The organism is Flindersiella endophytica (assembly GCF_054779015.1).
On the sequence record NZ_BAAGYY010000028.1, the window covers coordinates 204,828 to 227,274 of the forward strand.

Consider the following 22,447-nt stretch of genomic DNA (forward strand, 5'->3'; position numbering starts at 1 on the left):
GGCCCGGCCGGTCTCCGCTACGGTTTCGGCACGCTCACCTGTCACAAGTGAATCCGGGGGTTGGATCGCCCATGCCGTGCAAGCTCGCCCTGCTCCTTGCCTGCCTGCTCCTCTCAGGTCTCTCCGGATGCACTGGCGACGAGTCCGGCGATGGCACCGCGGTCGACCCGTGCGGGCTGTTCACCGCCAAGGAGCTGTCCTCCGTCCTGGCGGCGGGGCGGCCCGGGACGGAGGGGCGACTGGTCGCCACCCGCCGGTACGTCACGCTGGACGGGTCGGTGCCGACCGACGTCTGCGGGTTCGACCAGGTACACAGCTCCGCCGCCGCTGTCGAGCGGGCGCTGGAGATCCGCGTCACCGCGAACCGGCAGGACCTGTCCAGCCTGTCGAACGCCGATCAGAGCCACCCGATCGAAGACCTGGGCGACGAGGCCTACTTCAGCGGGGGCAGCAGCTCCAGCCTCGTCGTCCGCCGCGACGACCTGCTGGTCCTGCTCACCCTCGAGGCGGTCGACGGGCACAGCGTGACCGAGGCACCGGGCCCCCTCGTCAGCGCGTTCCGGCAGGCGCTGGACCGGCTGCCGGACCACGCCACGATCGCCGGGCTGATCGCCCGCGGGCCGTGTGCCCGGGTCGACCGAAGTGCTCTGGCCGCCGCGCTGGGCGGCCGGGTCGGACACAGCCGCAGCCTTTCCAGCGGCGCCGGAGACACCTGCTCGTTCACCGCCGCCAACGACCGGCGCGCCGAGCTCACGCTGGTCGAGCGGCCCGACGGCCGGCAGGCGACGGCCATCCAGCGAGCGGCGCCGAGGCTCGACCTGCCAGGCGTCGACGCGTACTGGCACACCGGTGAGGCCGTGGTCTATGCCAACGGCCGGGCGCTGTCGATCCAGGCGCCGGCGGGCATGCCCGTACCGGAGGCGAGGCTGACGCCTGGGCTCGTCGAGCTGGCCGGCGCGGCGGCCAGGGCCTACGGCCTGCGGGACGCCACGCCGTCGCCGCGACCGGCCGCCGGGAGCACCGACCCCTGCGCCCTGCTCACGCCGGAGGAGGTGGGCCGGCTCGACTTCTCCGTACGCGACGAGCCCGTCCCGCTGAGTGTGGTGACCAGGGCGGTCTGGAGCTACGGCGACAACGTCCCCGTCGACACCTGCGGGTACGAGCGCTTCCGTACGGTGGCGGGCGAACGGCCCGACGTCGAGGTGGCGATCGCCGCCGGCCACTACGACCCGGTGGCCGAGGACGACCGGTTCCCCAAGGAGCCCGAGTCCCTCGACGGACTGGGCGACCGGGCGTACTTCGTCTCCGACAGCGACGAGACCTGGCTCGTGGTCGAGCGCGGTCCGGTGCAGCTGACCTTGCACGGCAGGCTTTCGTACCAGGACGACCGCACCACCGTCCGGACCCGCTACCTGCGCGCGGCCCAGGCAGCCCTCACCCGGTTACCGGAGCAGGCCTCGATCGCGGCGTCGGTCACCGACCCCGCCTGTTCCAAGGCCGGCGCGGCCATCGCCGGCGCGGTGGGCGGCAAGCTGCGCTACACCCGCGGCGTCTCCTCGGGGTTCGCGGCCACGTGCACGTACACGATGGCGTCCGGGTCGGTCGTCCAGGTCGGCGTCGAACGCGACCTCACCGCCGCCGACCTGCGGAAGGAACGCGAACACGCGACGAGGTTCGATGCCCCCGACGTCGACGCCGGCTACTCCGGTCTCTGGTCGTCCCAGGGCGACCTGATCAAGGTGTTCGGCACGGGGGCGATGCTCACGATCAGCGCGCACGACCCCGGCAAGCGCGCGTTCCCCACCGATCTCGGCCCCGGCGACATCGAGCTCGCCAGGGCCGCCGAACCGTTGCTTCACTGAGCCGGAGCCAAGCCTGAGCCGGCCCTGACGTCAGACCTGGGTACGACGTTCGACGACGTCGACGATCTCCTCGATCGCCTGGTCGATCGGCACGCCGTTCTTCTGCTCGCCGCTGCGGTAGCGGAACGACACCGCGCCCGCCTCCATGTCCTGGTCGCCGGCGATCAGCATGTACGGCACCTTCTGCGTCTGCGCCGTGCGGATCTTCTTCTGCATCCGGTCGTCGGAACGGTCGACCTCGATCCGGATGCCGCGCTGCCGGGCCTGCCGCGCGATGTCCTCGAGGTATTCCTCGTGCCGCTCGGCGATCGGGATCGCCACGACCTGCACGGGCGCCAGCCATGGAGGGAATGCACCGGCGTAGTGCTCGAGCAGGATGCCGAAGAAGCGCTCCTCCGAGCCGAACAGCGCCCGGTGGATCATGTACGGCCGCTTGCGTGTGCCGTCGCCGGCCTGGTACTCGATGTCGAATCGCGGCGGCAGCTGCATGTCGACCTGGAGGGTCGACAGCTGCCACTTCCGCCCGATCGCGTCCTTGACGTGGACGTCGATCTTCGGGGCGTAGAACGCGCCCTCGCCCTCGGCGACCTCGTACTTCACGCCGGCCTTCTTCAGCGCCTCCTCCAGCGCCGCCTCCGCGGCGTCCCAGTCGGCCACATCGCCGACGAACTTGTCCGGCCGGGTGGACAGGTCGGCGGTGAACTCGGTCAGGCCGTAGTCGCGCAGCAGGTCGATGACGAACGTCAACAGCGAGGCCAGCTCCGGCTGCAGGTCCTCAGGCGTGCAGAAGATGTGGGCGTCGTCCTGAGTGAAGCCGCGCGCCCGGGTCAGCCCGTGGACGACACCGGACTTCTCGTAGCGGTAGACCGTGCCGAACTCGAACAGCCTCAACGGGAGCTCGCGATAGGACCGGCCGCGCGAGCGGTAGATCATCACGTGCATCGGGCAGTTCATCGGCTTCATGTAGTACCGCTGGCCCTCGTCCAGCTCCATGGGCGGGTACATGCCCTCGGCGTACCACTGCAGGTGCCCGGAGGTCTGGAACAGCCCTTCCTTCGACAGGTGCGGCGTATAGACGAACTCGTAGCCGGCTTCCTCGTGGCGCTTGCGGGAGTACTCCTCCATCACGCGGCGGATCGTGCCGCCCTTGGGGTGCCAGACCGCGAGCCCGGAGCCGATCTCCTCCGGGAACGAGAACAGGTCGAGGTCCACGCCGAGCCGGCGGTGGTCGCGGCGCTCGGCCTCGGCGAGGAAGTCGAGGTGCGCCTTCAGCGCCTCCTTGCTCTCCCAGGCCGTGCCGTAGATCCGCTGCAGCTGCGGGTTCTTCTCGCTGCCGCGCCAGTACGCGGCGGCGACGCGCATCAGCTTGAACGCCGGGATGTGCCGGGTCGTCGGCAGGTGCGGGCCGCGGCAGAGGTCCTTCCACGCGAGCTCTTCGCCGCGCAGGTTGTCGTAGATCGTCAGCTCACCGGCACCGACCTCGACGTTCGCGCCCTCGGCAGCGTCGCCCGCGCCGGAGCCCTTGAGGCCGATCAGCTCCAGCTTGTACGGCTCGCCGGCCAGCTCCGTGCGGGCTTCGTCATCGGTCACGACCCGGCGGCTGAACCGCTGGCGCTCCTTGACGATGTCGCGCATGCGCTTCTCGATCCGCTCCAGGTCCTCCGGAGTGAACGGGCGCTCGACGTCGAAGTCGTAGTAGAAGCCGTTCTCGATCGGCGGGCCGATGCCGAGCTTGGCCTCCGGGAAGATCTCCTGGACGGCCTGCGCCATCACGTGGGCGGTGGAGTGGCGCAGGATCGCGCGGCCGTCCTCGGAGTCGATCGCGACCGGCTCGACCTCGTCGCCCTCCCGCAGCTCGCGCGCGAGGTCGCGCAGCTCACCGTTGATCCGGGCGGCGATCGTCGTTCGATCACCGGCGAACAGCTCGGCGGCCGTCGTGCCCGCGGTCACCGTTTGCTCGGCGCGTTCACCTGAGCTGATGATGACCTTGACCTCGGACACGATGAACTCCTCCTAGCGCGACGTTGTGATGTCGCCGATCGTAGCGACGCCCGCGCTGCCGAGGCTCACCAGACCGAGAGTTCGCGGATGTGGTGCCCGGTGAACGAGCCGTGCACGCAGACGTACCGCGCATTTCGGACGGTCCGCGGGCGGACGTCGATCACGTCGGCGTCCCGGGAGCGTCCGATCGTACGGAAGCTCTCCCCGTCGGCCGAGGTCTCGAGGCGCATGTCGGTGAACCCGAACGGCGTGCGCAACACCACCAGCCGCACCGGGCGAACGTGGCCGAGGTCGACGCACAGGCGCTCGTGCCTGGTCGGCTCGCAGCCCTTGGTGTCGACCGAGCAGTCGCCGGGTGCCAGGACCTCCTGGTGCAGGTCCAGGTCGCCGTCGGTCATCGCGCACGGCGACTTGGCGGGTACGAGCGTGCCGGACCTGCCGTCGACGACGCAGGGCCTCCCGCGAGACGGCGGGGTGTCGCCGGGCGGCAGCTCGTGACCGGCCGTGCGGTAGCCGAACTCGACCTCCTGGCCGCGCACGTTCGCCTTGCTGCTCGCCATCACGACCACCTCGGTCGGCTGGTCCTCATAGACCCGCAGGTCGAGGGCGGCCGACGTGCCCGTGGTCGGGCCGGCCGCCTGTTCGCTTCTGGCGCCGGTGTCCTGAAGCGACCGGACCCAGACGGAGTACGTCACCTCGGGGCCGTGCACCGCGCCAGAGAGGCGGGGCCAGCGCACCACGATCCGGTCGCCTCGCTGCTCCATCCGCAGCGCCGGCTCCCAGATCGCGACGTCCGGTGCCTGCTGCGGGTCACGGGCGTTCGGCAGCGAGAGACTCGTGCTGGCAGGGCTCAGCTCGTCTGCCCGGCTCGGGCGCTTGGCCGACAGCGCCAGGTCCGGCGTCTGCTTCATGACCCGGGCCGGGAAGCTGTAGTAGCCGTACGACGAGAGCTCCGCCTCGACGGGCGAGGCGCACCACCCCGGAATCAGGCAGTAGAAGCCCAGCGAGAACATCGCGAGGCCGGTACGGATCTCCTCGTCCCTGGTGATCTGGAACAGCGACACCTCGGCGTCGGTGATCGCTCGTCCGTTCGTACTGGTCACCTTGCCGTACAGGGCTCCGACAACCGGTGACGGCGGCGGGCCGGACGGCGACGCGGAGACGTTGGGCAGCCGTTCCGCCCCTTCGGTCTGTGCTTGGCCCGGATCCGTCCAGCTGGGCGCCGGAACTCGCTCGCCCGTGCACGCGGCCAGCGCGAGAGTCAGCAGAACCGCGACAATCGTTCCCCGTGTGTACCGAACCATGGCATCTCATCCCCCTCCTGCCGGAATGGAACAGGTGAGGATATAGACGCCCATGCCAGGACATGGGTTCCGCGAGGGTCAGCCCGCCGGATTCGCGGGGAGGTAGCCGACCATGACCTGGGCCGGGCGGACCAGTCGGTCCTCCAGCAGGTAGCCCGGCCGGCGGACCTCGACCACGCGTCCCACCTGGTCCTTGTCGCTCACGGCGACGCGGCCGACGGCCTCGTGCTGGCGGGGGTCGAACTGCGCGCCCCACGCGTCGACCGGGCGCAGGCCGCGGCGGGCCAGGACCTCGAGCAGCTCCTCGCGTACGGAGGTCAGCAGGTGCCTGGACTCCTCCGAGACGTGCTCGGTCGTGCTGTCGAGCCGGTCGACGACCAGCAGCACCTCGCGCGTCATCGGCGCGATGAACTGCTCGACCAGGCCCTTCTGGGCGAACTGGAGCTGCCGGTAGAGCTCGTCGTAGAGCTGCTGCTTGCCCTTGTCCTCGAGCAGTCTGCGCTGGAACAGCTCCCGTAATGACGCGACTTCCTCGGTGAGCTGTGTCAGCTCAGTGGACTCGGACATGCGATCACAGACCCTTCCTGACGATTTTCTGCCCCAGGTCCTTGCGGCGGATCTTCCATGCCGGGATGCGGTGCCGCCAGACGTACCACCCGACGACCATCAGTGCCAGCACGACGCCGACCCCTTGGTACAGGCTGCTTCCCTCCAGGCCGCGGGGCGCCAAAGCCATCAGCAGGATCGCCAGCGCGAGCGGGATGGCGTAGAACTTCTTGTGATAGCAGGGCATCCAGACCGCCTTGCCTGCGTCCTTGGCCAGCGAGCGCAGCTCGTCCGCCAGCGCGCGTACCTTCGGGTCGCTGAGCCGCAACGCTCTTATTTTGCGGGCGTTGCGCCGGACGAGAGCCAGCTGGCGGCGGGACAGCACGACCATCGCGCCGCCGTCGAGCTCGGCGAGGTTGTCGACCGCGCTGTCGCGCAGGGCGTAGGCGTAGGACGTCTTGACGCCGGCGTCGTCCGGGCTCTCCTCGACGGCCTTCTCCAGCAGAACCAAACCCTGCTTGGTGTTTCCGTTGTTGACGTACGCCTCACCGAGTCCGGCTCGCGCGCGCGGGTCGTCCGGTGCCTGCTGCAGCACGCGCTCGAACTCGGTGACCGCCTGCCGCCACTTGCGCTGCCTGAGGTAGGCCTCGCCGAGCCCACGGCGGAAGTCGAGGTTGCCGGGCTCGAGGTCGATCGCCTCGGCGTAGCCCCATTCGGCGTCGGCCGGCCGTTCGTCTTCGGCGCTGGCCTGGGCGTAGAGGTGCCAGGCCTCGGCCAGCCCGGGAGCCAGCGAGGTCGCCTCGCGAGCGGCTCTCGTCGCGGCACCGAGGTTGCCCTGCGCCAGGAACGTACGCGCCCGCTCCAGCCAGTCGTATGCCGTGCGCTGGCCGGAAGGCGGCTGGTTGGTGTCGGTGCCGGTGCCGCCGCGCCGGTCGGCTCGCGGTGGCGGCAGCGGTGACCGCTCCCCCGCCAGGCGCGCGTCGAACGCCGAACGCTCGGCAGCGTTCAGCAGTGTCTTCTCGGCCTGGTCGATCTGGCGTACGCGTTGCTCGGCCTCGGCCCTGCGGTCGGGGTCGGGACTGGACTGCCGCCGCACCCAGATCCTGCGCTGCTTGGTGATCGCCGCGCGGATCTCCTCGGCCGTGGCGGTCCGAGTGATCTCGAGAAGGTCGTAGTAGTTGACGAGCATGGCGCCCCGGCGTCAGCTGATCTCGAGCCGGCGCATCTTGTCGGCCGCCTCAGTGACCTCATTCTCGTCCATGTTGGCGACGTTGTGCACCTCGAACGTGCCGACCTGCTCGCCAGAGGTCTTGTCGACGACTTCGATGAAGACTGTCTGGTCGATGTCGTAGGCGTAGACGATCTCGAACGGCGCGCCCTTGGAGTAGGCCGGGATGTCGAGCGTCTGCTCGCCGACCATCCGCACGTACGCCGGATCTTCGTCGTCGCCCTGGGTCACCTCGACCTTGAGCCGGGTCTGCTGGTCCTGCAGGGTCTCGAAGACCTGGCCGCGCTTGGCCGGGATCTTGGTGTTGGGCGGGATGATGACGACGTTCTCCATGTCGTCGTCGTGGCGTGCGGAGCGCTTCAACGCGATCGCCCCCAGGCCCTGCGACGTCACGTCGCGAATGCGCGGCATCGTGATGCCGGACGCGAGCACGGGCAGGTTGCCGGGCTCGGCGCCGCTCGCCGAAGCCGCACCGGCCACCGCCTCGACCTCGGTGATGTGCGCCTGGAGCGCGGCGCCGAGCGCGACCACCTCGTCGGGGTTGATCGAACGCTCGGGGTCCTTGCCGGCCAGCTCGGTGATCATCGTGCGCACCATCGGCATCCGGGTGGAGCCGCCGGCGAGCAGGATCCGGTCGACCTGTGGCCAGGTGAGCCCGGCGTCCTCGACGACCATCTGCGCGATGTCGCGGGTGCGGCTGAGCAGCGCGGAGCCGACCTCGTCGAACTCCGCCCGCGTGACCGGGATGACCTTCGACACGCCGTCCTTGGCCACCACGACCCGGGTCTGCTCGACCGAGGTCAGGCTGCGCTTGGCGATCTCGGCCTTCTCACGGAGGTCCGCCTCGGCCGTGTCGTCGGCCAGCAGGTCGCTGCCGCCCTGCTCCTGGTAGCGGTCGTTGAGCAGCCGCATCAGCAGGTTGTCGAAGTCGAAGCCGCCGAGGTTGCGGTCGCCGTGTGTGGCCAGCACCTCGAACTCGCCCTGCTCCACCCGCATGACCGTGACGTCGAACGTTCCGCCGCCAAGGTCGTAGACCAGGAACGTGCCCTCGGTCTGGGAGTCGACGCCGTAGGCGAGCGCGGCCGCGGTGGGCTCGTTGAGCACGCGGCGCACGTTGAGGCCGGCGATCCTTCCCGCGTCCATCGTGGCGCGGCGTGGCGCGTCGTCGAAGTAGGCCGGGACGGTGATCACGGCGTCGGTGACCTCGCCGCCGAGCGCGAGCTCGACGTCCTCCTTCAGCCGCTTGATGATGATCGCCGAGATCTCCTCGGGACGGTAGGCCGTGCCGCCGGTGGTCTCGAACCGCCAGGTCGGGTCGCCCATCGCGCGCTTGACGAACTGCACGACGTCGAGCGGCGAGGAAGCGGCCGAACGCTTGGCCATCGTTCCGACGATCGGGATCTCGTCCTGGAACAGCACGACCGACGGCGTGATGTTCTCGCCGTCGCGGTTCAGGATGATCTCGGGCTTGCCGAGCTCGTTGACCTTCGCCGCCGCTGAGAACGTCGTGCCGAGGTCGATCCCGATGGTGTGACCCACTTGTCGTCCGTCCCCTTCGCGCGCCGGTTCGCAGTAGCTGAACGCTAACAGTGCGGGGCGCGGGGCGGGTCCCGGAACACGCCGCCCGGCATATGGTTTGCCCCGTAGACCCCGGCGGGGATCCGGCAGGGAACTCAGCAGAACAGAATCAGGAGTACGGATGGTGTTGAGGCTGTGGCACAACGGCAAGGTGTTGGCGGAAGCGACCGAGCCGGCGATCTCGCCGACCGACCACGGGATCACTGTGGGCGACGGCGTCTTCGAGACCCTGAAGGTGACCGATGGCGTCGCGTTCGCGCTGACCCGGCACCTCGACCGGCTGGCGAGGTCGGCGGCCGGCCTGGGCCTGCCGAAGCCCGACCTCGACTTCGCCCGCCGTGGCGTCGCCGAGGTGCTCTCCGGCTGGGAGCAGCCGGCGGGGCGGCTGCGGATCACCTACACCGGCGGTCCGGCGCCGCTGGGTTCCGAGCGTGGTGACGCCGAGCCGACGCTGCTGGTCGCGGTCACCGACCTGGCCGTACACCAACCGGCGACCGCGGTGACCGTCGTGCCGTGGACGCGTAACGAGAAAGGCGCTCTGACGGGTCTGAAGACCACGTCCTATGCGGAGAACGTCGTGGCGCTGGCGTACGCCCACGAGCGCGGCAGCACCGAGGCGCTGTTCGCCAACACCACGGGCCAGTTGTGCGAGGGCACCGGCTCGAACGTCTTCGTCGTCATCGGCGGGCGGCTGCTCACGCCGCCGCTGAGCTCCGGCTGCCTGGCCGGCGTAACGCGCGCGCTCGTACTCGAGTGGTGTGGAGCCGAAGAGGCCGACCTTCCGCTGTCGGTGCTCGACGAGGCCGACGAGATCTTCCTGACGTCGACGACACGCGACGTCCAGGGCGTGAGCACAGTGCGTAACGGCGACCAAGAGCGCAAGATCGACGCACCTGGACCACGTACGACAGAGGCGATGGAATCCTTCGCCCTCCGCGCCGCGGCCGACCTCGACCCGTGAGAAATACCTGAGCCAGGCGGTCCGGGCACGACCCGGCTGGGAGAAACCGGACCGCCAACCAGCTCAGAACGTGGTCGTGCCAGGCTCGCGCAGCGTCTCGACCAAGTGGTCGAGATCGATGTGCGAGCTTTCCGTGCCCTGCGCGACGATCGCGTAGGTGCTGTTGAGGAACCCCTCGAGCCCACCGGCGGGCGCTTGAAGCACCGCCTCGCCGTCTGGTGAGCGGAGCTCGATTTGGATCACGCCGCGTCCACGATCATCGACGAGCGGTGACACTTGAACGTCACCTTCGCCGCTGCGGCGATAGAGCCCTTCGGCCAAGAGGTCGCGAGCGAAGACCCAGCGTACGCCGCGGGGTTCGCCAGTGTGGAAGACGATGTCGACGGCGTAGGGGTCACGAGCGTCATACCGAAGCTCTGCCGTGAGCTTCAGTGCTGCGCCCGTTCCGTCGATCAGGCGAAGAGGTAACGCCTGCGTCACCGATGCTGGTGCGTCCATCAGGGTCGGGGGCCTTTCCGTGGGTGATGCCGATCCGGCGGTAGGGCCATAGCGCGAGAGTCTGCTCCTTGATCACCGAACTCCCAAACCCGCGAGGGTGGGTGCATCCCAATCTGACCGATTTGTGGCCTACATCGTCTCAGAATTTGGACAGAATGGGGTCTCATTCGTTCCTTCGCGCGACCCGGGTGGTGGCCCAGGATGTGCACAGCGTCGAAGACGTTCCGGCCGGTACGCTGCCGGGGTGGCGGCAGACACTGACCAGACGCGCGGCAAAGCGCGGCCGTTCCGGCGGCTACTTGGCCGGATCCGGAAACGCCTGCGTGCGTTTCGGTCTCGCGTCCGCCGGCACCGTTCACTCGACCTGACCTGGCGCGCAGGCATCTTCGTCCTCGGCACGCTGATCGTGATCGCCGGGCTGATCATGTTCATCACTCCTGGCCCAGGCTGGCTGGCGCTGATCCTCGGCCTCGCGATCCTGGCGACGGAGTTCTCGTGGGCGGAGCGCGCGCTGCACTGGGCGCGGGTCAAGGCGGCGCAGGCGGCCCACAAGGCCCTGGACCCGCGAACCCGCAACCGCAACCTCCTGATCGCGGCCGCTGTGGTCGTGGTGGTGGCGGGCTGCAGCGTGCTCTGGGTGTCGGCGTACGGCTTGCCGGCACCGGTGGCGCGGATGTGGAACTGGATGCGCGGCCTGCCGTGACCGTACGCTAAGGTTTACCTCGCACTCGGGCGATTAGCTCAGCGGGAGAGCACTTCGTTCACACCGAAGGGGCCACAGGTTCGATCCCTGTATCGCCCACCCGACTGTCAGAAGGCCCCTTTTCCGGTAGCGAAAAGGGGCCTTCTGAGCTTCTGTAGAGCATTCGGTGCGAAGACGCTGGCCGACCAGTAATCCAGACGTACAGCGGCGAAATACAGCAACCGCGCGCTAGCTCGCGGCCGTGGCGAGCACGGACATGATCTCCGCGCTGCGGTCGAAGCCGACGTCGTGGCCTGAGGAGTCGCTGACGTGCAGGGTGGCTTGCGGCAGTTCGGCCGCGAGCCTGCGGGCGAAGGCGATCGGTGCGTTGTGATCGAGGGCGCCGTGCCAGAGGTGCACCGGCGTGCGGACCTCGCCGAGTGGGAACGGCCACGGGCGTTTGATCAGGGCGAGCTCCTGCACCGTGGCGCGGGAACCCTGCCGCAGGGCGTCAGCCACGGCGTCGAGCTCGAGGGCCAGCGCGGCGTTCGACGCGGCATCCGGCGCGCTGGCCAGGAGCCGCTTCCGCCTTGCCGGGCTGGCCAATGCCCGGCGCATCGACGCGACGCGGAAGGTGTTGAGGGCGGGGGCGTTCCGGGCGAACCAGTTCATCAGCCGGGCGCTCACGTTCATGCCCACTCGATCGGCGCGGGCCATCGGGCCACCGGCTGCCACCAGGGCCACCACGCTCACCCGATCGGTGAGCTGGTGCGCGGCGGCCAACGTGAACGGAGCGCCGCCGGACTCGCCAGCCAGCGCGAAGCGGTCCAGGCCGAGGTGGCCCGCCAGCGTGGCGAGGTCGGCACCCCAGCCGGCCAGGCTTCGCTTCCGCTGGTAGTCGGACGCGCCGTAGCCCGGCTTGTCCGGCGAGATCCAGCGCAGCCCGGCCGCCCGGGCCGGCTCGTCGTAAGCAGCTCCGCCCAGGCCGGACACCGGCGTGCCTGCCGTGTAGATGACCGGCGCACCGCCCGGGTCTCCGAACTCGTACCAGCCCAGCCGCCTGCCGTCCGCGAGCGCGATCAGGTCGGGAGTCACCCCCACATCCTGGCGCAGAAAGTCAGCGAAACCTGGACCTTGCCGTCGGGGCGAGACGCAGCTGCTCTGACCGTTCCGATGGCTTCACGCGGCTCAGGTGGTCGTCGAGGCCGGACTCGGACTCGAAGCGGGTGAACGAGACGAGCACGTGCTCCCCTTGTCGTACGGGCAGGGCCGGGAAGTTGTTCTCCGCGTACTCCGTCACGAACCACGCCTGCGGCTCCACCTCGGCCGCCATCGGCGCGTCGAAGGGCGCGTCGCCGTAGTGGATCGTCACCAGCAGGCGGGAGGCGGGGAGCTCGGTGGCGCCGGCCGGTGGGCGCTCGGGCAGGACCGGGAAGCCGCGTTGGCTGGGCAGCGGACGGAGCAGTAGTACGTCGTCGCTGTCGAGCATGGTCGCGTTGGCGGCCTTGCCGTGGGTCCTCCAGACCGGGCCTGTGTAGAAGGCGTCGAGTGGTCCGGGACGCGCGGCCATACTGCCGAAGCCGCGCAGCCAGACGAAGCGGTCCGGCCGGTCCAGGTCGCGGAACTGGCCGAGCACCGCCATGCCCAGCTCCTCCTGGCTCTCGACGAACTCGCGGTCGAACAGCTCGATCAGCTCGTCTCGCCGGCCGGGCCGCAGGGTGTACTGCCGCAGCTCGACGACTGGGCAGCCGATGGTGTCGTTCATCTACGCCTTCAGGGTCTGGCGGAGCACGTCCGCGATCGTGGTGTGGCTGAGCTCGGTACGCAGGGTCTGCTCGAGCCCGCCGTAGATCTGGGTCAGCGCGGGCCGGATCCCCTTGCCCACCGGGCATTCGAGGTTGGGCTCGGTGCGGTGGAGGGCGAACAGAGGCTCGTGTTCGACCGCGGCGTAGACGTCCAGCAGCGTGATGTCCTCCGGCTCGCGGGCCAGCCGCCAGCCGGCCCCAGGCCCGTGCCGCACCGACACCAGGCCGGCCTGGCGCAGGTCACCCAGGCTGCGGCGCAGGATCACGGCGTTGGTGTTGACGCTGGCCGCGATCTCGTCGGACGTCAGCTGCCCGCGTCCTCGCTGCCTGGCCAGCGCCATCCAGGCCAGCGCGTGCACGCCGATCGTGAGCCTGCTGTTGGCCGCCATCGAGGTTTCCTCCCCCTGCTTGCTGTAACAGATTCTGTTACACATGGCCGAAGATCGCAACCGTCCCGGCGGCATCGCGGATACGCACCGTACGATTCGGCGATGGCCCGTCGTTTGCTCCTGGCCGCCGTCGCCTGCGCGGCTGTCGCCGGATGCTCGCTGCTACCCGCCTCCGAGGCCGACGATCCGCCGCAGGACCCACCCGCGGCCCGTACGACAGCACCGGCCTCGGAGACCCGGGAGCCGGAGCCGTCCGCCAAGCCGAAGCCCGCGGCCGAGCCCGGCAAGCCGGTCACGCTCGCGTTCGCCGGCGACATCCACTTCTGGGACCAGCTGCGGTCCCGGCTGGACGATCCGGACACCGCGCTCGAGCCGATCGCGCCGGCGCTCACCGACGCGGACCTCACCGTCGTCAACCTCGAGACGGCGATCGCCACCGGCGGCACGCCCGAGGACAAGAACTACACGTTCCGTACTCCACCCTCGGCGCTCGACGCGCTGCAGGCCGCGGGCGTCGACGTCGTGACGATGGCCAACAACCACGGCGTCGACTACGGCAAGGGCGGGCTCGAGGAGACGCTGCGGGCCAAGCACGACGGGCCGATCGACGTGATCGGCGTCGGCGAGGACGACGACGAGGCGTTCGCGCCGGCCATCCACGACATCAGGGGTACGAAGATCGCGGTGATCGCCGCGACGGCGTTCCCGCTCGACCCGACCGTGGAGAACTGGCCCGCCAGACCCGGCGAGGCCGGCATCGCGGTCGCCATCGACCCGACCCGGCTGCTGGAGGAGGTCCGCGAGGTCCGTTCCAAGGTCGACGTGGTGGTGACGTACCTCCACTGGGGCACCGAACGCGAGTCCTGCCCGAACGCCGACCAGCGCGAGCTGGCGGAGAAGCTCGAGGCCGCCGGTGTCGACCTGATCGTCGGCAGCCACGCCCACGTCCTGCAGGGCGCCGGGCGGCTGGGGAACGCGTTCGTGGCGTACGGCTTCGGGAACTTCGTCTGGTACAGCCAGAACACCCCACGCGAGTCGACGACGGGCGTCATGAAGCTCACGCTCGACGGCCGCAAGGTCTCGCGAATGCAGTGGACGCCGGCCTACATCCAGTCCAGCGGCCTGCCCGAACCCGCGACCGGCGACCGGAAACAGCGCATGATCTCCGACTTCGCCGACCTCCGCGACTGCACGGGCCTGGAGGGCGTACCTGGCGTACCCTGAGAGGCGAGGCCGTGGCGACACGCCGGGTTCGTCGTGCCGGGGGGTCGAGTTTGCACTCGGTGCGAGATCGGCTAATGTACTCAACGCGCCGCAGGAAACAGGGCGGCGCGAAATGCGGACGTAGCGCAGCTGGTAGCGCATCACCTTGCCAAGGTGAGGGTCGCGGGTTCGAATCCCGTCGTCCGCTCGGAGCGGGTCTTGGATCCGGGCCCGGGGCACCACCCTGGCGCCACCTCAGGCCTGTTGTTGGTGGAGTGGCCGAGAGGCGAGGCAACGGCCTGCAAAGCCGTGTACACGGGTTCAAATCCCGTCTCCACCTCGGGGTTAACACCTCGTGCGGGCGGCTAGCTCAGTGGGAGAGCACTACCTTGACACGGTAGGGGTCGCTGGTTCGATCCCAGCGTCGCCCACCCAGGTCAGACCGGGGATGGCAAGATCACGAAGCCATCCCCGATGAGACCGGGGTGACAGATTGGGAGACAGCGCCACTCTTAGGCGCTTCCCTGACGCTTGCTTGGCAAGATTCGATCCATCGCCTCAGCGCCTTCGAGCATGACCGGCCTGAGTTCCTTGCGATAGACCTTCGATGTGACGTTGGTACCGGCGTGCCCGACGAGCAGTGAGATTACTTCGAGCTTGAGACCGGCATGGTTGGAAAGCAACGAGACGAAGCTGTGGCGTAGCTCGCGGGGTGTCCACTCCCCTGGTTCGAGTCCTGCTGTCCCGATGATTCTGCGGAACGCTCTGCGGACGTTTCGTGCTTCGAGTCGGGTTCCGTGGCGAGTGGTGAAGACGAGACCGGTGTCTTGCCAGTGGGTACCGTCCTCTGGCGGCGCCTGGCGGTCGAGCGCGGTTTGGTGGTCGCGTTGCCGTTGTTGGCGTACCTGTTGTCTTTGAAGAGCTTCTACGGCTCGTTGGGGTGCGGCCAGGGTGCGGCGTGACTTGACAGTCTTGGTGTCGCCGCCGACGCGGACGGAGCGCCAGACGTCGATGTGCGGCGGAATCGGCGGATCGGCATCCGGCCGGCCTTCGAGGTTGACGAGATCCCAGCCCAGTTCGCGGGCTTCCTCGGTTCGGGCACCAGTGGTGAGAGAGACGACGATGTAGTCGCCGACAGTCGAGTCGTCCGCTTCGGCGGCGTCGAGAACTCGTTCTGCTTGTTCGAGGGTGAGTGACTTGGAAGGTCGGCCGTCCCGGCCTGTCGGCACCTGGCAGAGGGTGACAACGTTGCGTTTCACCTTATCGCGCGCTTGTGCGTGTGCGACCGATCGTTTGAGGACGGAGTAGACCTGTCGAAGCGAGTCCGTGCTGAGGTCTTCGGCCAAGTCATCGAGCCAGGTGTCTACGTCGTCTGCGGTGAGTTCGCGGAGCTTCCGGCGTCCGAGCGCCGGGATCACGTGCACGTTCGCCCAAATGGTGTTCTTCTTGATCGTGCCTTCGGAGCGGCCACGGAGACCAGTTTTCAGCCATGCTTGTACCGCGTCGCCGACGGTGTACTTGTCGGACTCGATCGGAGTCCCGTCGTCCAGGCTGCGGATGAGGTCTTTGAGTGCGTTCTTGGCTGCGGTCTTGTCCTTGCGGCGTCGCTTCTTCACGATACGTTTGCCACGGGCGTCATAGCCTACGGTGACTTCCGCTGTCCAGCGGTTGCGTGCCTTGTCGAAGTAGAGACTTCCCTCACCGGGGTTGCGTCGTTTCTCTGCCATCGTTACACCTCCTTTCCTTCTTGCTCGATGCGGTTCGCGTATGCCTGCAAGGCGTTTCGCGAGAAGAGTCGTCGTCGCCCACGCTTAAACGACTCCAGCCGCTTGGATCGGATCTCTTCATACAGTTCGGTTCTGCCGAGGCTGAGTACTCGCATGGCTTGCTTGACGGTATAGATCAGGCAAGGCTCGCCGTCCTCAGCCGAGAGGACTTCTGTCAATCGGCCCTTACCTCCCTCCTACTCATCGTTGACACCTACGTGTCAAAGGACCACTTCCCCACTTGACACGTAGGTGTCAAGTGCTTCTTTGGCTGCTTGACGTTGTGACCTAGCGAGCGCCGCCGACGTGTTGGCGAGGAGTGCGTCTCCGGTGGTGTGCCAGCCGGTTCCTTGGTATGTGAGTTCGGCGATGTCGATGAGGTCGTGGTTGTCGTCGAGGTGTTCGCGTGCGAGGAAGATGGCGCGCCGGTAGTCAATGCGTGCTTGCCGCAGTTGGCGGAAGGTGGTGGTGTAGCGGCGGGATTTGGTGAAGAAGTGGCCGCCGTAGCCGAGCATGTGTGCCCAGTGGCGGAGTTTGGCGTAGCGGGTTTTGTCCCAGCCTTCTTGGCTGCTGCGGCGTCCGAGTGTCCAGGCGGCTTGGATGACGCGGCCGATGTGGGTGGGTGTGGTGTAGGCGTCGATGGTGTCGGGGGTGATGCGTCGGGAGGTGTAGCCGGTGGTCTCGGTGGCTTTGGTGGCGTACTTGGCCAGGTAGCCCGCGACGGCTTGGCCGGACAGGATGCGTCGGCGGCCACCTGGTCCGAGTTCTTCGGTGACGCGTTCGTCGGTGAGTGGGTCGGTTCCGCGTAGGTTGACCGGGCGGATGTCGGCTTGTTCACCCCACGACATGGACCAGCCGTCGGGCTGGTTGATAGACAGTTCTGGTTTGTCACGCTGGTTGATGAGGAGTTCGGGCGTCTGAAAGTGGGTGCGTTCGGCTGCTTCGCGGAGGATCCAAGTCAGGACGAAGCTGTTCGCCCATGCCGGTGGCGTGACGATGGCGTCTTTGTCATCCACCTCGATGCCGTCGAAGCGGGCAAGGACGTGATAGTGCACCAGTCCGCGTCGCTGAAACTCGGCCACTTTGCCGAAGGAGATCCGTACCGGTTCGGTGTGGCCGTGATCCTTGGCCCAGTGCTCGAGCACCCGGTGAGCACAGATGGTGGTGCGTCGCCACAGTTCGGGGGCGTGAATGTTCCACACGGCGTGGTGGCCGTAGTTGTAGCAGTCGAGGCAGAGAGCGTGCCCTAGTCGGTGGTCGCCGTCTTGGTGGCGTTCGTAGCAGCGAAGGTCGATGCCGTGGGGACAGATATCTGGTCGCCGGCGTGCTCGGCAGGGTGCGGGTTTCCCGGCCGCTGTGGTGCGTTGGGTGTGGACGGGTCCGAAGGATGGGGCTGTGAGGGTCATGAAGACCGCTGGGTGGCCTCCTACGGCCTCCGGGATTCCTTTGCCGCCCCTGAGTCCGGCCAGGACGAGTTGGTAGGCGTCGGCCCGGTAGATCTCGGCGCAGGACGGGCAGACCGAGGTGCGTCGGTTGCCGCAGGCTTTGTAGATGGCGCCGTCTGGCATGTCCGTGGTGGACCGGGTGGTTTCGTTGAGGACCCCACCGCTCGACGTGTCGACTTGGACTCGGCGGATACGGCCGGTCAAGCGGACCGGTTGGGTACAGCCCGCGGCTGGGCGGATGTGGTTTTGCCATCGCCAGTAATCGGCGCGGCTGCTGCGATCGAGAGCTGACGTGACGGTCTCGGAGTCGAGCCGTGAGCCAGGGAGGGTTTCGGCGGAATCTCCCGTACCCCGGGCCAGTCCTTGACCAGTCCGGGGCGCGAGAGTAACCGTCGAAGATGTCACTCGGAGCAGAGTTCTTCGACGCCGTAGATGCAGTAGCCGCAGAGACCAACAATGTCGCGGCCTCCGTTGCACTCCGGGCAGATAGCCCAACGGGAACGGTTGTAGCGGTCAATGCACTCTTCAGACGTGCAGTCGGTTTCGTCGCAGTAGAGGCAGAGGCGGGCGAAGTTGAGTCGGGTGGGCTTGTAGACGTTGGTTCGGTGATCGAGCTCGGTGTGGAGGGTCGCCATGGCGTTGGGAGACTGGGAAGGATCAGTCAGCGGGTTCCGGCTGTCGCCGGATTGCTTGGGGAGCAGGGCGGAGCCGGAAGGCTTCGAGTCCCAGCCATGAGGCGCGACGAACGAGACGTGAGCGGTATCCTGAACAAGCATCGTCTGTGTCCTTTCGTAGACGGTCGATGCCCGACCCCGATGGAGTTGCAGCTCTGTCGGGGTCACTTCTTGTGTGCTGTTGCCAGCGGACCAGAAGGTTTGGTAGCCGGTTCCCGGTCGCGCGCGTCACCCGACTCGAACAAGCAGTCACCTCAACGATGACGATCACCTGATCACGCGCCGTGAAGACCACTGAGTTCATGGAGTCCACTAAGTACATACTCTCAGCCGGACATGCCTCGCGCCATGGGCTGAAAGTAAAGAGAGTGCAAAGAGTATAGACTTAGAGCCCGCGCTACCTTGCGCGCGCAAGGTAAACAGCCATCCTTGACACGTAGGTGTCAAGGCGAGCATCCGAGACAACGACCTAGGAGACATCGACCATCGTGGAACCGGAGGACCGCCGACCACTTGTTGAACGCATTGCCGGACGCATTCGCGAACACATCCGAACGGGCGAGTACGGCGAGCAGCTACCTGCAGAACAGGCCCTGGCGGACGAGTACGACGTAAGCCGAGGGACCATCAGGGAAGCCTTGCGCCTACTCACCGCAGAGGGACTCTTGCTCGCAGGGCGAGGTCAAGGACGCCGTGTCCGGCGGTACAACCCAATCACCTGGGAGCCAGGCACCTTCGAGCACCAGGCGCATCGTCGCGACAAGATCGGCCAAGGGCAGGACGCATGGGCATCCGACGTGACGGCGCAGAATCGCGATCCTCGCCAAGACGTTGAGCTGTCAATCGTTCGACCTCCGGCACTGGTTACCGAACGCTTGGACCTCCCTGAGAGCACGCCCGTAGTGGTACGTCGCCGCGTGCGTTATGTGGACGGCGTTCCCTTCCAGCTCGCAGACTCCTACTATCCGGAAGACATCGCGCGAGATACGCCGATCATGGAGCCAGGAGACGTCTTCATCGAAGGCGGCCTGATGAAAGCTGCCGGTCATACTCAAGTTCGATTCCACGACGAGATCAAGATTCGAATGCCGTCGTACGAGGAATCGACTCGACTGAATCTTCCACCGATGACTCCTGTTGCTGAACACGTCCGAACTGGCTACAACCAGGACGGACGGCCAGTCCGAGTCATCATCAGCATTGTGCCCGGAGATAGGCACATCATCGTCTATGACGTAACGGCGAAGTGAACAACGTGAGATACCTAATCAGACAAGCAACAAATGCGGACCTCGATACCATCCTAGCCATTCGCAAGGAAGCTGCACAATGGCTCAAGGAAACCGGGGTTCGACAGTGGACAGACGACTATTCGGAGTACGCCGAGGGTCTGCTAAAGAACTACGTGAAGCAAGGTAGCGCATGGATCATTGAGGACCAGAACGGGCAACCTGCGGGAACGGTAACGCTCAACGGTCCAGATCGCGACTTCTGGACCTCAGAAGACCGTCCTGACGACGCCCTCTACCTGATCAAAATGGCAGTCCTGCGCGCACACTCCGGCAGGGCACTTGGCGATGCCATCATCAATTGGGCCAGCAGCCGTGCTCGACTGGCTGGCAAGAAATGGCTACGCCTGGACTGTCGTAGGGACAACACCAAACTCCACCATTACTACCTCCTACGCGGTTTCACGCACCTTCGGACAGTCGACAACCCGCCCAGAAGAACTGAGTCCGGTGCGTTATTCCAACGAACTGCTGGCTACTACCATGTACCTCCAGTTACACCCTCACGCGAAAGCACATACCTAGATGAACTACCTCTAGAAGGTGACCGCGTGCCTAACGATGCAACGAAACCTGAACCACAGCCTGTGGTAGCAGCAATCGTTACCAGTAAGCTCGGAGTGCTTATCGGCAAGCGCAACGACAACCGACCACCGTGGACCTTCATCGCAGGCGAAATCGAACCTGGCGAATCCGCTGCCGACGCAGCGGTACGGGAGGTCAAAGAGGAAACGGGACTACTGGTGCGCGCCTCCGAGCGCGAAATCGGACGCCGTATACACCCGAAAACTGGCCGCACAATGATCTACCTTGCCTGTAAGCCGGTCGCGAAGACTGACATTTTCGTGGGAGATGAAGACGAACTAGCCGAAGTTCGTTGGGCCAGCCTCCAGGAGGCCGAGGAACTACTTCCGGGATTGTTCCCGCCAGTGCATGTGCATCTACTCAAGGAACTAGGCTAAGCCATGCGAGCCTATAGATGCACCGGACAAATTGAATAACGCGCCAGTGACTTGTCGGAAAACCACATAGGCAACGGGAGTAGCATCCGGTCAAGTCGGAAAAGTGCTTCCTCCTTAATGCACATACTCCGATCTTGAACATCTTCCACAGGAATGCGGACAATTTCCCGATTATCGTCCAACAAAAACTCGAACTCACTTTCATTCTCGGAAAGGACGTATCCAACACGCGAGAGACGTCCTTTCATCTGCATCTCTTCAACAGGCATCCAAGGATCTGAAGTTACAGTCGCAAGCATCACCGTCCCTCCCATCATTAAAAGGCAGAGTGCCCGGATTTTGCCCAAGTCACTTCGCCTCCCTTTGGGCCTAGATATTGCACCAGGAGAACGGCTATGAGGTCGAGGTGAAGGCTCACCCTTGATTCCCTCTTCAAGTATGACACGCCTAATGAAGAAATTGAAGAACGACGTACCCACACCAAAAACCACTGCCAAGACGGCAAATACAAACAGTACGATAAACGCCAAGGCAAAGAAGCCCAGGGCTGGCACAACGGCCCACGGGCTCAAGAATCCCACAATTGCCATCACAAACAACAAGATATAGACCTCTGCCGCTCTACCTTCTCTTGTCTCTATCAAATACACCAAGCGGTAGCCAGCCAAACTGAATATTCCGATCGGCAAGAAGGTCATGGCCTGAAGTACTGCACTTACAACTACGTTAGCTGGTCCGGCAGCCTGAAGAATTCCAAGGGCCGTTTGCAGATCGTATTCAGATACAGCGTAGATACGCATCGCAATAAAGAACACGGATACTAGGCCAGCCATGGCGCCAGCATGATGCTGCAAATCCCACCAGTCTGACCCAGAACGTCTCAACACGTCGATCCCCATCTTCTCCAGCAGATAAGTGCTCTGTCGTGCGATCCGAGGCAGTGACCCCACATCATTTGGTCGAGTGAGTTGCCACATGGTTACAACGTGCTGGCAACCTTCCCTGCGAGATCCTTACCACTACCCGTGTGAGAACTTTCTTTACGTCTTCAAGGCGGCCCAAACGGGCCGCACGCGCCGGGCTCCACGGCGACCGCTTCGGCCTTACGCCTGAGGGGCGACAGCCGGCGGTCGCGCCACGGCGCGGAACATGAAAACGGGCCGCCAGAAGACGCTCTGACGACCTCACAGGGAGTGTTACGGACGATGGCTAGGGCGGCTGCGAGGCTTTAGCCACCTCGCTTGGTCCGGGTCCCGAAGGACGGGCGCCCACGGCAGGTGGTTGCGGGCAGGCGCCAAGCCGCCTGCCGTGCCGGTCGAGGCTACGGGCGCCCATCCTCCCGGACCAAGCCAGGACACCGGCCAAACCCTCTCCGCCTTGCAGGTCAGCCAGCCGCTGACCAAAGGACAGGCGGGAGACAAGCCGGGTGACGACCGCAGCGAGCGAGGCCGTACGTGTACGGACACACATCACCGTGATCACCAGGCCAAAGACCGCCATCGAGGCACCTCCAATCCACCAAAAGTGTCTTGACACGGTAGGGGTCGCTGGTTCGATCCCAGCGTCGCCCACAGCGCGTTAGTGCTGGTAAGAGGCCTCTTCGGAGGCCTCTTTCGCTTTTCTCACCCTTTCCGGCTCCGCGGGAATCTGCGTCGGCAACGACGGCCGCGATCTCGTACTCATCAGCCCCGACGAGGTGCACTGGGGCTTCCCCGCCGGCCGCCCGGAAGGCGCCGAAACGCTACGCCAGACCCTGGACCGCGAGCTGCGTGAGGAGGCATGCGTCCAGGTCCTCGACGCCCGGCTGCTCGGCTACGCCCGAAGCCACTGCATCCGGGGACACGAGGAGGGCCTCGTTCTCGTCCGGTCCTACTGGCTCGCCGACGTGGCGATCGGCGCGTGGGAACCCGAGTTCGAAATCGTCCATCGGCGGATCTTCCGCGCCGCCGACGCCGCGACCTGCGTCAGCGATCCCGACCCGGCCGCCACGCGTATCTCGATGCGGGCCCTCGAAGAGGCGGGACTCGCGCCCTAGCGGCCGCCTCGTCAGGCGGGCTGATGGTTCGCCACGAAAGGCCGGCGATACCCCGTCCCCGCGGACTGTCCAACCCACCCGCCCCCGGACTAGGGGGTGTCCTGTAAGTGTCGGTGGATAGCGAGGACGGTCATGGCGCCGGGCTGGCAAGGCGGGCGGAGTCGATCGCAAAAGGTCATACGGGCGATCTTCGTCCAACGCAGCCAGCGTGGGGCCAGG

The 22,447-nt window shown here is 66.4% G+C and carries 21 protein-coding genes and 4 tRNA genes; 11 read left to right on the forward strand and 14 right to left on the reverse strand.

Translation table 11 applies throughout. The annotated features are described in order from the left end of the window. Positions 1-71 precede the first annotated feature (71 nt). Positions 72-1,862 (forward strand): hypothetical protein, encoded by a 1,791-nt coding sequence (locus ACYVF6_RS34755; RefSeq protein ID WP_460527592.1) that lies wholly within the window; start codon positions 72-74, stop codon positions 1,860-1,862. 30 nt (positions 1,863-1,892) lie between these two features. Here ACYVF6_RS34755 and thrS read toward each other — a convergent pair whose 3' ends face one another. The 5 genes from thrS to ACYVF6_RS34780 all read right to left on the reverse strand — a co-directional run bounded on the left by thrS (position 1,893) and on the right by ACYVF6_RS34780 (position 8,480). Beyond that, the gene (thrS, locus tag ACYVF6_RS34760; RefSeq protein WP_460527594.1) at positions 1,893-3,863 is read right to left on the reverse strand and encodes a threonine--tRNA ligase; all 1,971 of its coding nucleotides are present in this window, start codon (positions 3,861-3,863) and stop codon (positions 1,893-1,895) included. Positions 3,864-3,928: 65 nt separating this feature from the next. Further along, positions 3,929-5,167 carry a hypothetical protein gene (locus ACYVF6_RS34765; protein ID WP_460527596.1) on the reverse strand — a complete coding sequence of 413 codons (1,239 nt, stop codon included), beginning with the start codon at positions 5,165-5,167 and terminating at the stop codon, positions 3,929-3,931. A gap of 78 nt (positions 5,168-5,245) precedes the next feature. Continuing rightward, the gene (locus ACYVF6_RS34770; protein ID WP_460527598.1) at positions 5,246-5,734 is read right to left on the reverse strand and encodes a nucleotide exchange factor GrpE; all 489 of its coding nucleotides are present in this window, start codon (positions 5,732-5,734) and stop codon (positions 5,246-5,248) included. A gap of 4 nt (positions 5,735-5,738) precedes the next feature. Then, positions 5,739-6,902 (reverse strand): J domain-containing protein, encoded by a 1,164-nt coding sequence (locus ACYVF6_RS34775; RefSeq protein WP_460527600.1) that lies wholly within the window; start codon positions 6,900-6,902, stop codon positions 5,739-5,741. A gap of 12 nt (positions 6,903-6,914) precedes the next feature. Next, positions 6,915-8,480 (reverse strand): Hsp70 family protein, encoded by a 1,566-nt coding sequence (locus ACYVF6_RS34780; RefSeq protein ID WP_460527602.1) that lies wholly within the window; start codon positions 8,478-8,480, stop codon positions 6,915-6,917. A 160-nt stretch (positions 8,481-8,640) separates the two neighbouring features. Here ACYVF6_RS34780 and ACYVF6_RS34785 point away from each other — a divergent pair, with 160 nt between their 5' ends. Then, positions 8,641-9,480, forward strand: coding sequence for an aminotransferase class IV (locus ACYVF6_RS34785; RefSeq protein ID WP_460527604.1), 840 nt, complete (start codon positions 8,641-8,643; stop codon positions 9,478-9,480). Between the two features lie 63 nt (positions 9,481-9,543). On the opposite strand, the gene ACYVF6_RS34790 is transcribed toward ACYVF6_RS34785, so the two are convergent. Further along, positions 9,544-9,978: an SsgA family sporulation/cell division regulator gene (locus tag ACYVF6_RS34790; RefSeq protein ID WP_460527606.1), complete on the reverse strand. Its 435-nt coding sequence runs from the start codon at positions 9,976-9,978 to the stop codon at positions 9,544-9,546. Positions 9,979-10,222: 244 nt separating this feature from the next. On the opposite strand from ACYVF6_RS34790, the gene ACYVF6_RS34795 reads away from it, so the two are divergent. Next, entirely contained in the window at positions 10,223-10,681 is a 459-nt protein-coding gene (locus ACYVF6_RS34795) for a TIGR02611 family protein (protein WP_460527609.1), read from the forward strand. A gap of 27 nt (positions 10,682-10,708) precedes the next feature. Beyond that, positions 10,709-10,780 (forward strand) — tRNA-Val (locus tag ACYVF6_RS34800). A 129-nt stretch (positions 10,781-10,909) separates the two neighbouring features. Here ACYVF6_RS34800 and ACYVF6_RS34805 read toward each other — a convergent pair. The 3 genes from ACYVF6_RS34805 to ACYVF6_RS34815 are packed head-to-tail and all read right to left on the reverse strand — an operon-like array spanning position 10,910 to position 12,899. Then, positions 10,910-11,755, reverse strand: a complete 846-nt coding sequence (locus ACYVF6_RS34805; protein ID WP_460527611.1) for an alpha/beta fold hydrolase — start codon at positions 11,753-11,755, stop codon at positions 10,910-10,912. A gap of 22 nt (positions 11,756-11,777) precedes the next feature. Continuing rightward, complete coding sequence (locus tag ACYVF6_RS34810) at positions 11,778-12,425, reverse strand: NIPSNAP family protein (RefSeq protein ID WP_460527613.1); 648 nt, start codon at positions 12,423-12,425, stop codon at positions 11,778-11,780. Then, positions 12,426-12,899 (reverse strand): Rrf2 family transcriptional regulator, encoded by a 474-nt coding sequence (locus ACYVF6_RS34815; protein WP_460527615.1) that lies wholly within the window; start codon positions 12,897-12,899, stop codon positions 12,426-12,428. It abuts the gene before it with no gap. Positions 12,900-12,956: 57 nt separating this feature from the next. On the opposite strand from ACYVF6_RS34815, the gene ACYVF6_RS34820 reads away from it, so the two are divergent. From ACYVF6_RS34820 to ACYVF6_RS34835, 4 genes are all read left to right on the forward strand, one after another. After that, a complete protein-coding gene (locus ACYVF6_RS34820) occupies positions 12,957-14,078 on the forward strand; it encodes a CapA family protein (RefSeq protein WP_460527617.1) in 1,122 nt (373 codons plus the stop codon). A 114-nt stretch (positions 14,079-14,192) separates the two neighbouring features. Further along, positions 14,193-14,265 (forward strand) — tRNA-Gly (locus ACYVF6_RS34825). 61 nt (positions 14,266-14,326) lie between these two features. Further along, positions 14,327-14,397: transfer RNA gene (locus ACYVF6_RS34830), tRNA-Cys, on the forward strand. An 18-nt stretch (positions 14,398-14,415) separates the two neighbouring features. Further along, positions 14,416-14,492 (forward strand) — tRNA-Val (locus tag ACYVF6_RS34835). Between the two features lie 77 nt (positions 14,493-14,569). On the opposite strand, the gene ACYVF6_RS34840 is transcribed toward ACYVF6_RS34835, so the two are convergent. Genes ACYVF6_RS34840 through ACYVF6_RS34855 form a run of 4 tightly spaced genes read right to left on the reverse strand, consistent with a single transcriptional unit; the run spans position 14,570 to position 18,044 of the window. After that, complete coding sequence (locus ACYVF6_RS34840) at positions 14,570-15,784, reverse strand: site-specific integrase (RefSeq protein WP_460527619.1); 1,215 nt, start codon at positions 15,782-15,784, stop codon at positions 14,570-14,572. A gap of 2 nt (positions 15,785-15,786) precedes the next feature. Then, complete coding sequence (locus ACYVF6_RS34845) at positions 15,787-16,002, reverse strand: helix-turn-helix domain-containing protein (protein WP_460527621.1); 216 nt, start codon at positions 16,000-16,002, stop codon at positions 15,787-15,789. 42 nt (positions 16,003-16,044) lie between these two features. Beyond that, on the reverse strand, positions 16,045-17,745 hold the full coding sequence (locus ACYVF6_RS34850; protein ID WP_460527967.1) for a replication initiator: 1,701 nt from the start codon (positions 17,743-17,745) through the stop codon (positions 16,045-16,047). After that, positions 17,670-18,044: a hypothetical protein gene (locus tag ACYVF6_RS34855; protein ID WP_460527623.1), complete on the reverse strand. Its 375-nt coding sequence runs from the start codon at positions 18,042-18,044 to the stop codon at positions 17,670-17,672. Before ACYVF6_RS34855 ends, ACYVF6_RS34850 begins: the two co-directional genes overlap by 76 nt. Before the next feature lie 386 nt (positions 18,045-18,430). Between ACYVF6_RS34855 and ACYVF6_RS34860 the strand changes: the two genes are divergently transcribed. Then, on the forward strand, positions 18,431-19,192 hold the full coding sequence (locus ACYVF6_RS34860) for a GntR family transcriptional regulator (RefSeq protein ID WP_460527625.1): 762 nt from the start codon (positions 18,431-18,433) through the stop codon (positions 19,190-19,192). Between the two features lie 5 nt (positions 19,193-19,197). Beyond that, a complete protein-coding gene (locus ACYVF6_RS34865) occupies positions 19,198-20,193 on the forward strand; it encodes a GNAT family N-acetyltransferase (RefSeq protein ID WP_460527627.1) in 996 nt (331 codons plus the stop codon). 11 nt (positions 20,194-20,204) lie between these two features. Here the strand turns inward: ACYVF6_RS34865 and ACYVF6_RS34870 are convergent, their stop codons facing one another. Further along, positions 20,205-21,170: a hypothetical protein gene (locus ACYVF6_RS34870; RefSeq protein ID WP_460527629.1), complete on the reverse strand. Its 966-nt coding sequence runs from the start codon at positions 21,168-21,170 to the stop codon at positions 20,205-20,207. 668 nt (positions 21,171-21,838) lie between these two features. Here ACYVF6_RS34870 and ACYVF6_RS34875 point away from each other — a divergent pair. Then, on the forward strand, positions 21,839-22,228 hold the full coding sequence (locus ACYVF6_RS34875; RefSeq protein ID WP_460527969.1) for an NUDIX hydrolase: 390 nt from the start codon (positions 21,839-21,841) through the stop codon (positions 22,226-22,228). Positions 22,229-22,447 lie beyond the last annotated feature (219 nt).

What these genes read in the sequence shown, in the direction of transcription:
- ACYVF6_RS34765 (WP_460527596.1), bottom strand. Translation starts at nt 5,167, where the DNA reads ATGGTTCGGTACACACGGGGAACGATTGTCGCGGTTCTGCTGACTCTC.
- ACYVF6_RS34775 (WP_460527600.1), bottom strand. Translation starts at nt 6,902, where the DNA reads ATGCTCGTCAACTACTACGACCTTCTCGAGATCACTCGGACCGCCACG.
- ACYVF6_RS34870 (WP_460527629.1), bottom strand. Translation starts at nt 21,170, where the DNA reads ATGTGGCAACTCACTCGACCAAATGATGTGGGGTCACTGCCTCGGATC.
- ACYVF6_RS34820 (WP_460527617.1), top strand. Translation starts at nt 12,957, where the DNA reads ATGGCCCGTCGTTTGCTCCTGGCCGCCGTCGCCTGCGCGGCTGTCGCC.
- ACYVF6_RS34770 (WP_460527598.1), bottom strand. Translation starts at nt 5,734, where the DNA reads ATGTCCGAGTCCACTGAGCTGACACAGCTCACCGAGGAAGTCGCGTCA.
- ACYVF6_RS34755 (WP_460527592.1), top strand. Translation starts at nt 72, where the DNA reads ATGCCGTGCAAGCTCGCCCTGCTCCTTGCCTGCCTGCTCCTCTCAGGT.
- ACYVF6_RS34840 (WP_460527619.1), bottom strand. Translation starts at nt 15,784, where the DNA reads ATGGCAGAGAAACGACGCAACCCCGGTGAGGGAAGTCTCTACTTCGAC.
- ACYVF6_RS34810 (WP_460527613.1), bottom strand. Translation starts at nt 12,425, where the DNA reads ATGAACGACACCATCGGCTGCCCAGTCGTCGAGCTGCGGCAGTACACC.
- ACYVF6_RS34815 (WP_460527615.1), bottom strand. Translation starts at nt 12,899, where the DNA reads ATGTGTAACAGAATCTGTTACAGCAAGCAGGGGGAGGAAACCTCGATG.
- ACYVF6_RS34790 (WP_460527606.1), bottom strand. Translation starts at nt 9,978, where the DNA reads ATGGACGCACCAGCATCGGTGACGCAGGCGTTACCTCTTCGCCTGATC.
- ACYVF6_RS34855 (WP_460527623.1), bottom strand. Translation starts at nt 18,044, where the DNA reads ATGCTTGTTCAGGATACCGCTCACGTCTCGTTCGTCGCGCCTCATGGC.
- ACYVF6_RS34785 (WP_460527604.1), top strand. Translation starts at nt 8,641, where the DNA reads ATGGTGTTGAGGCTGTGGCACAACGGCAAGGTGTTGGCGGAAGCGACC.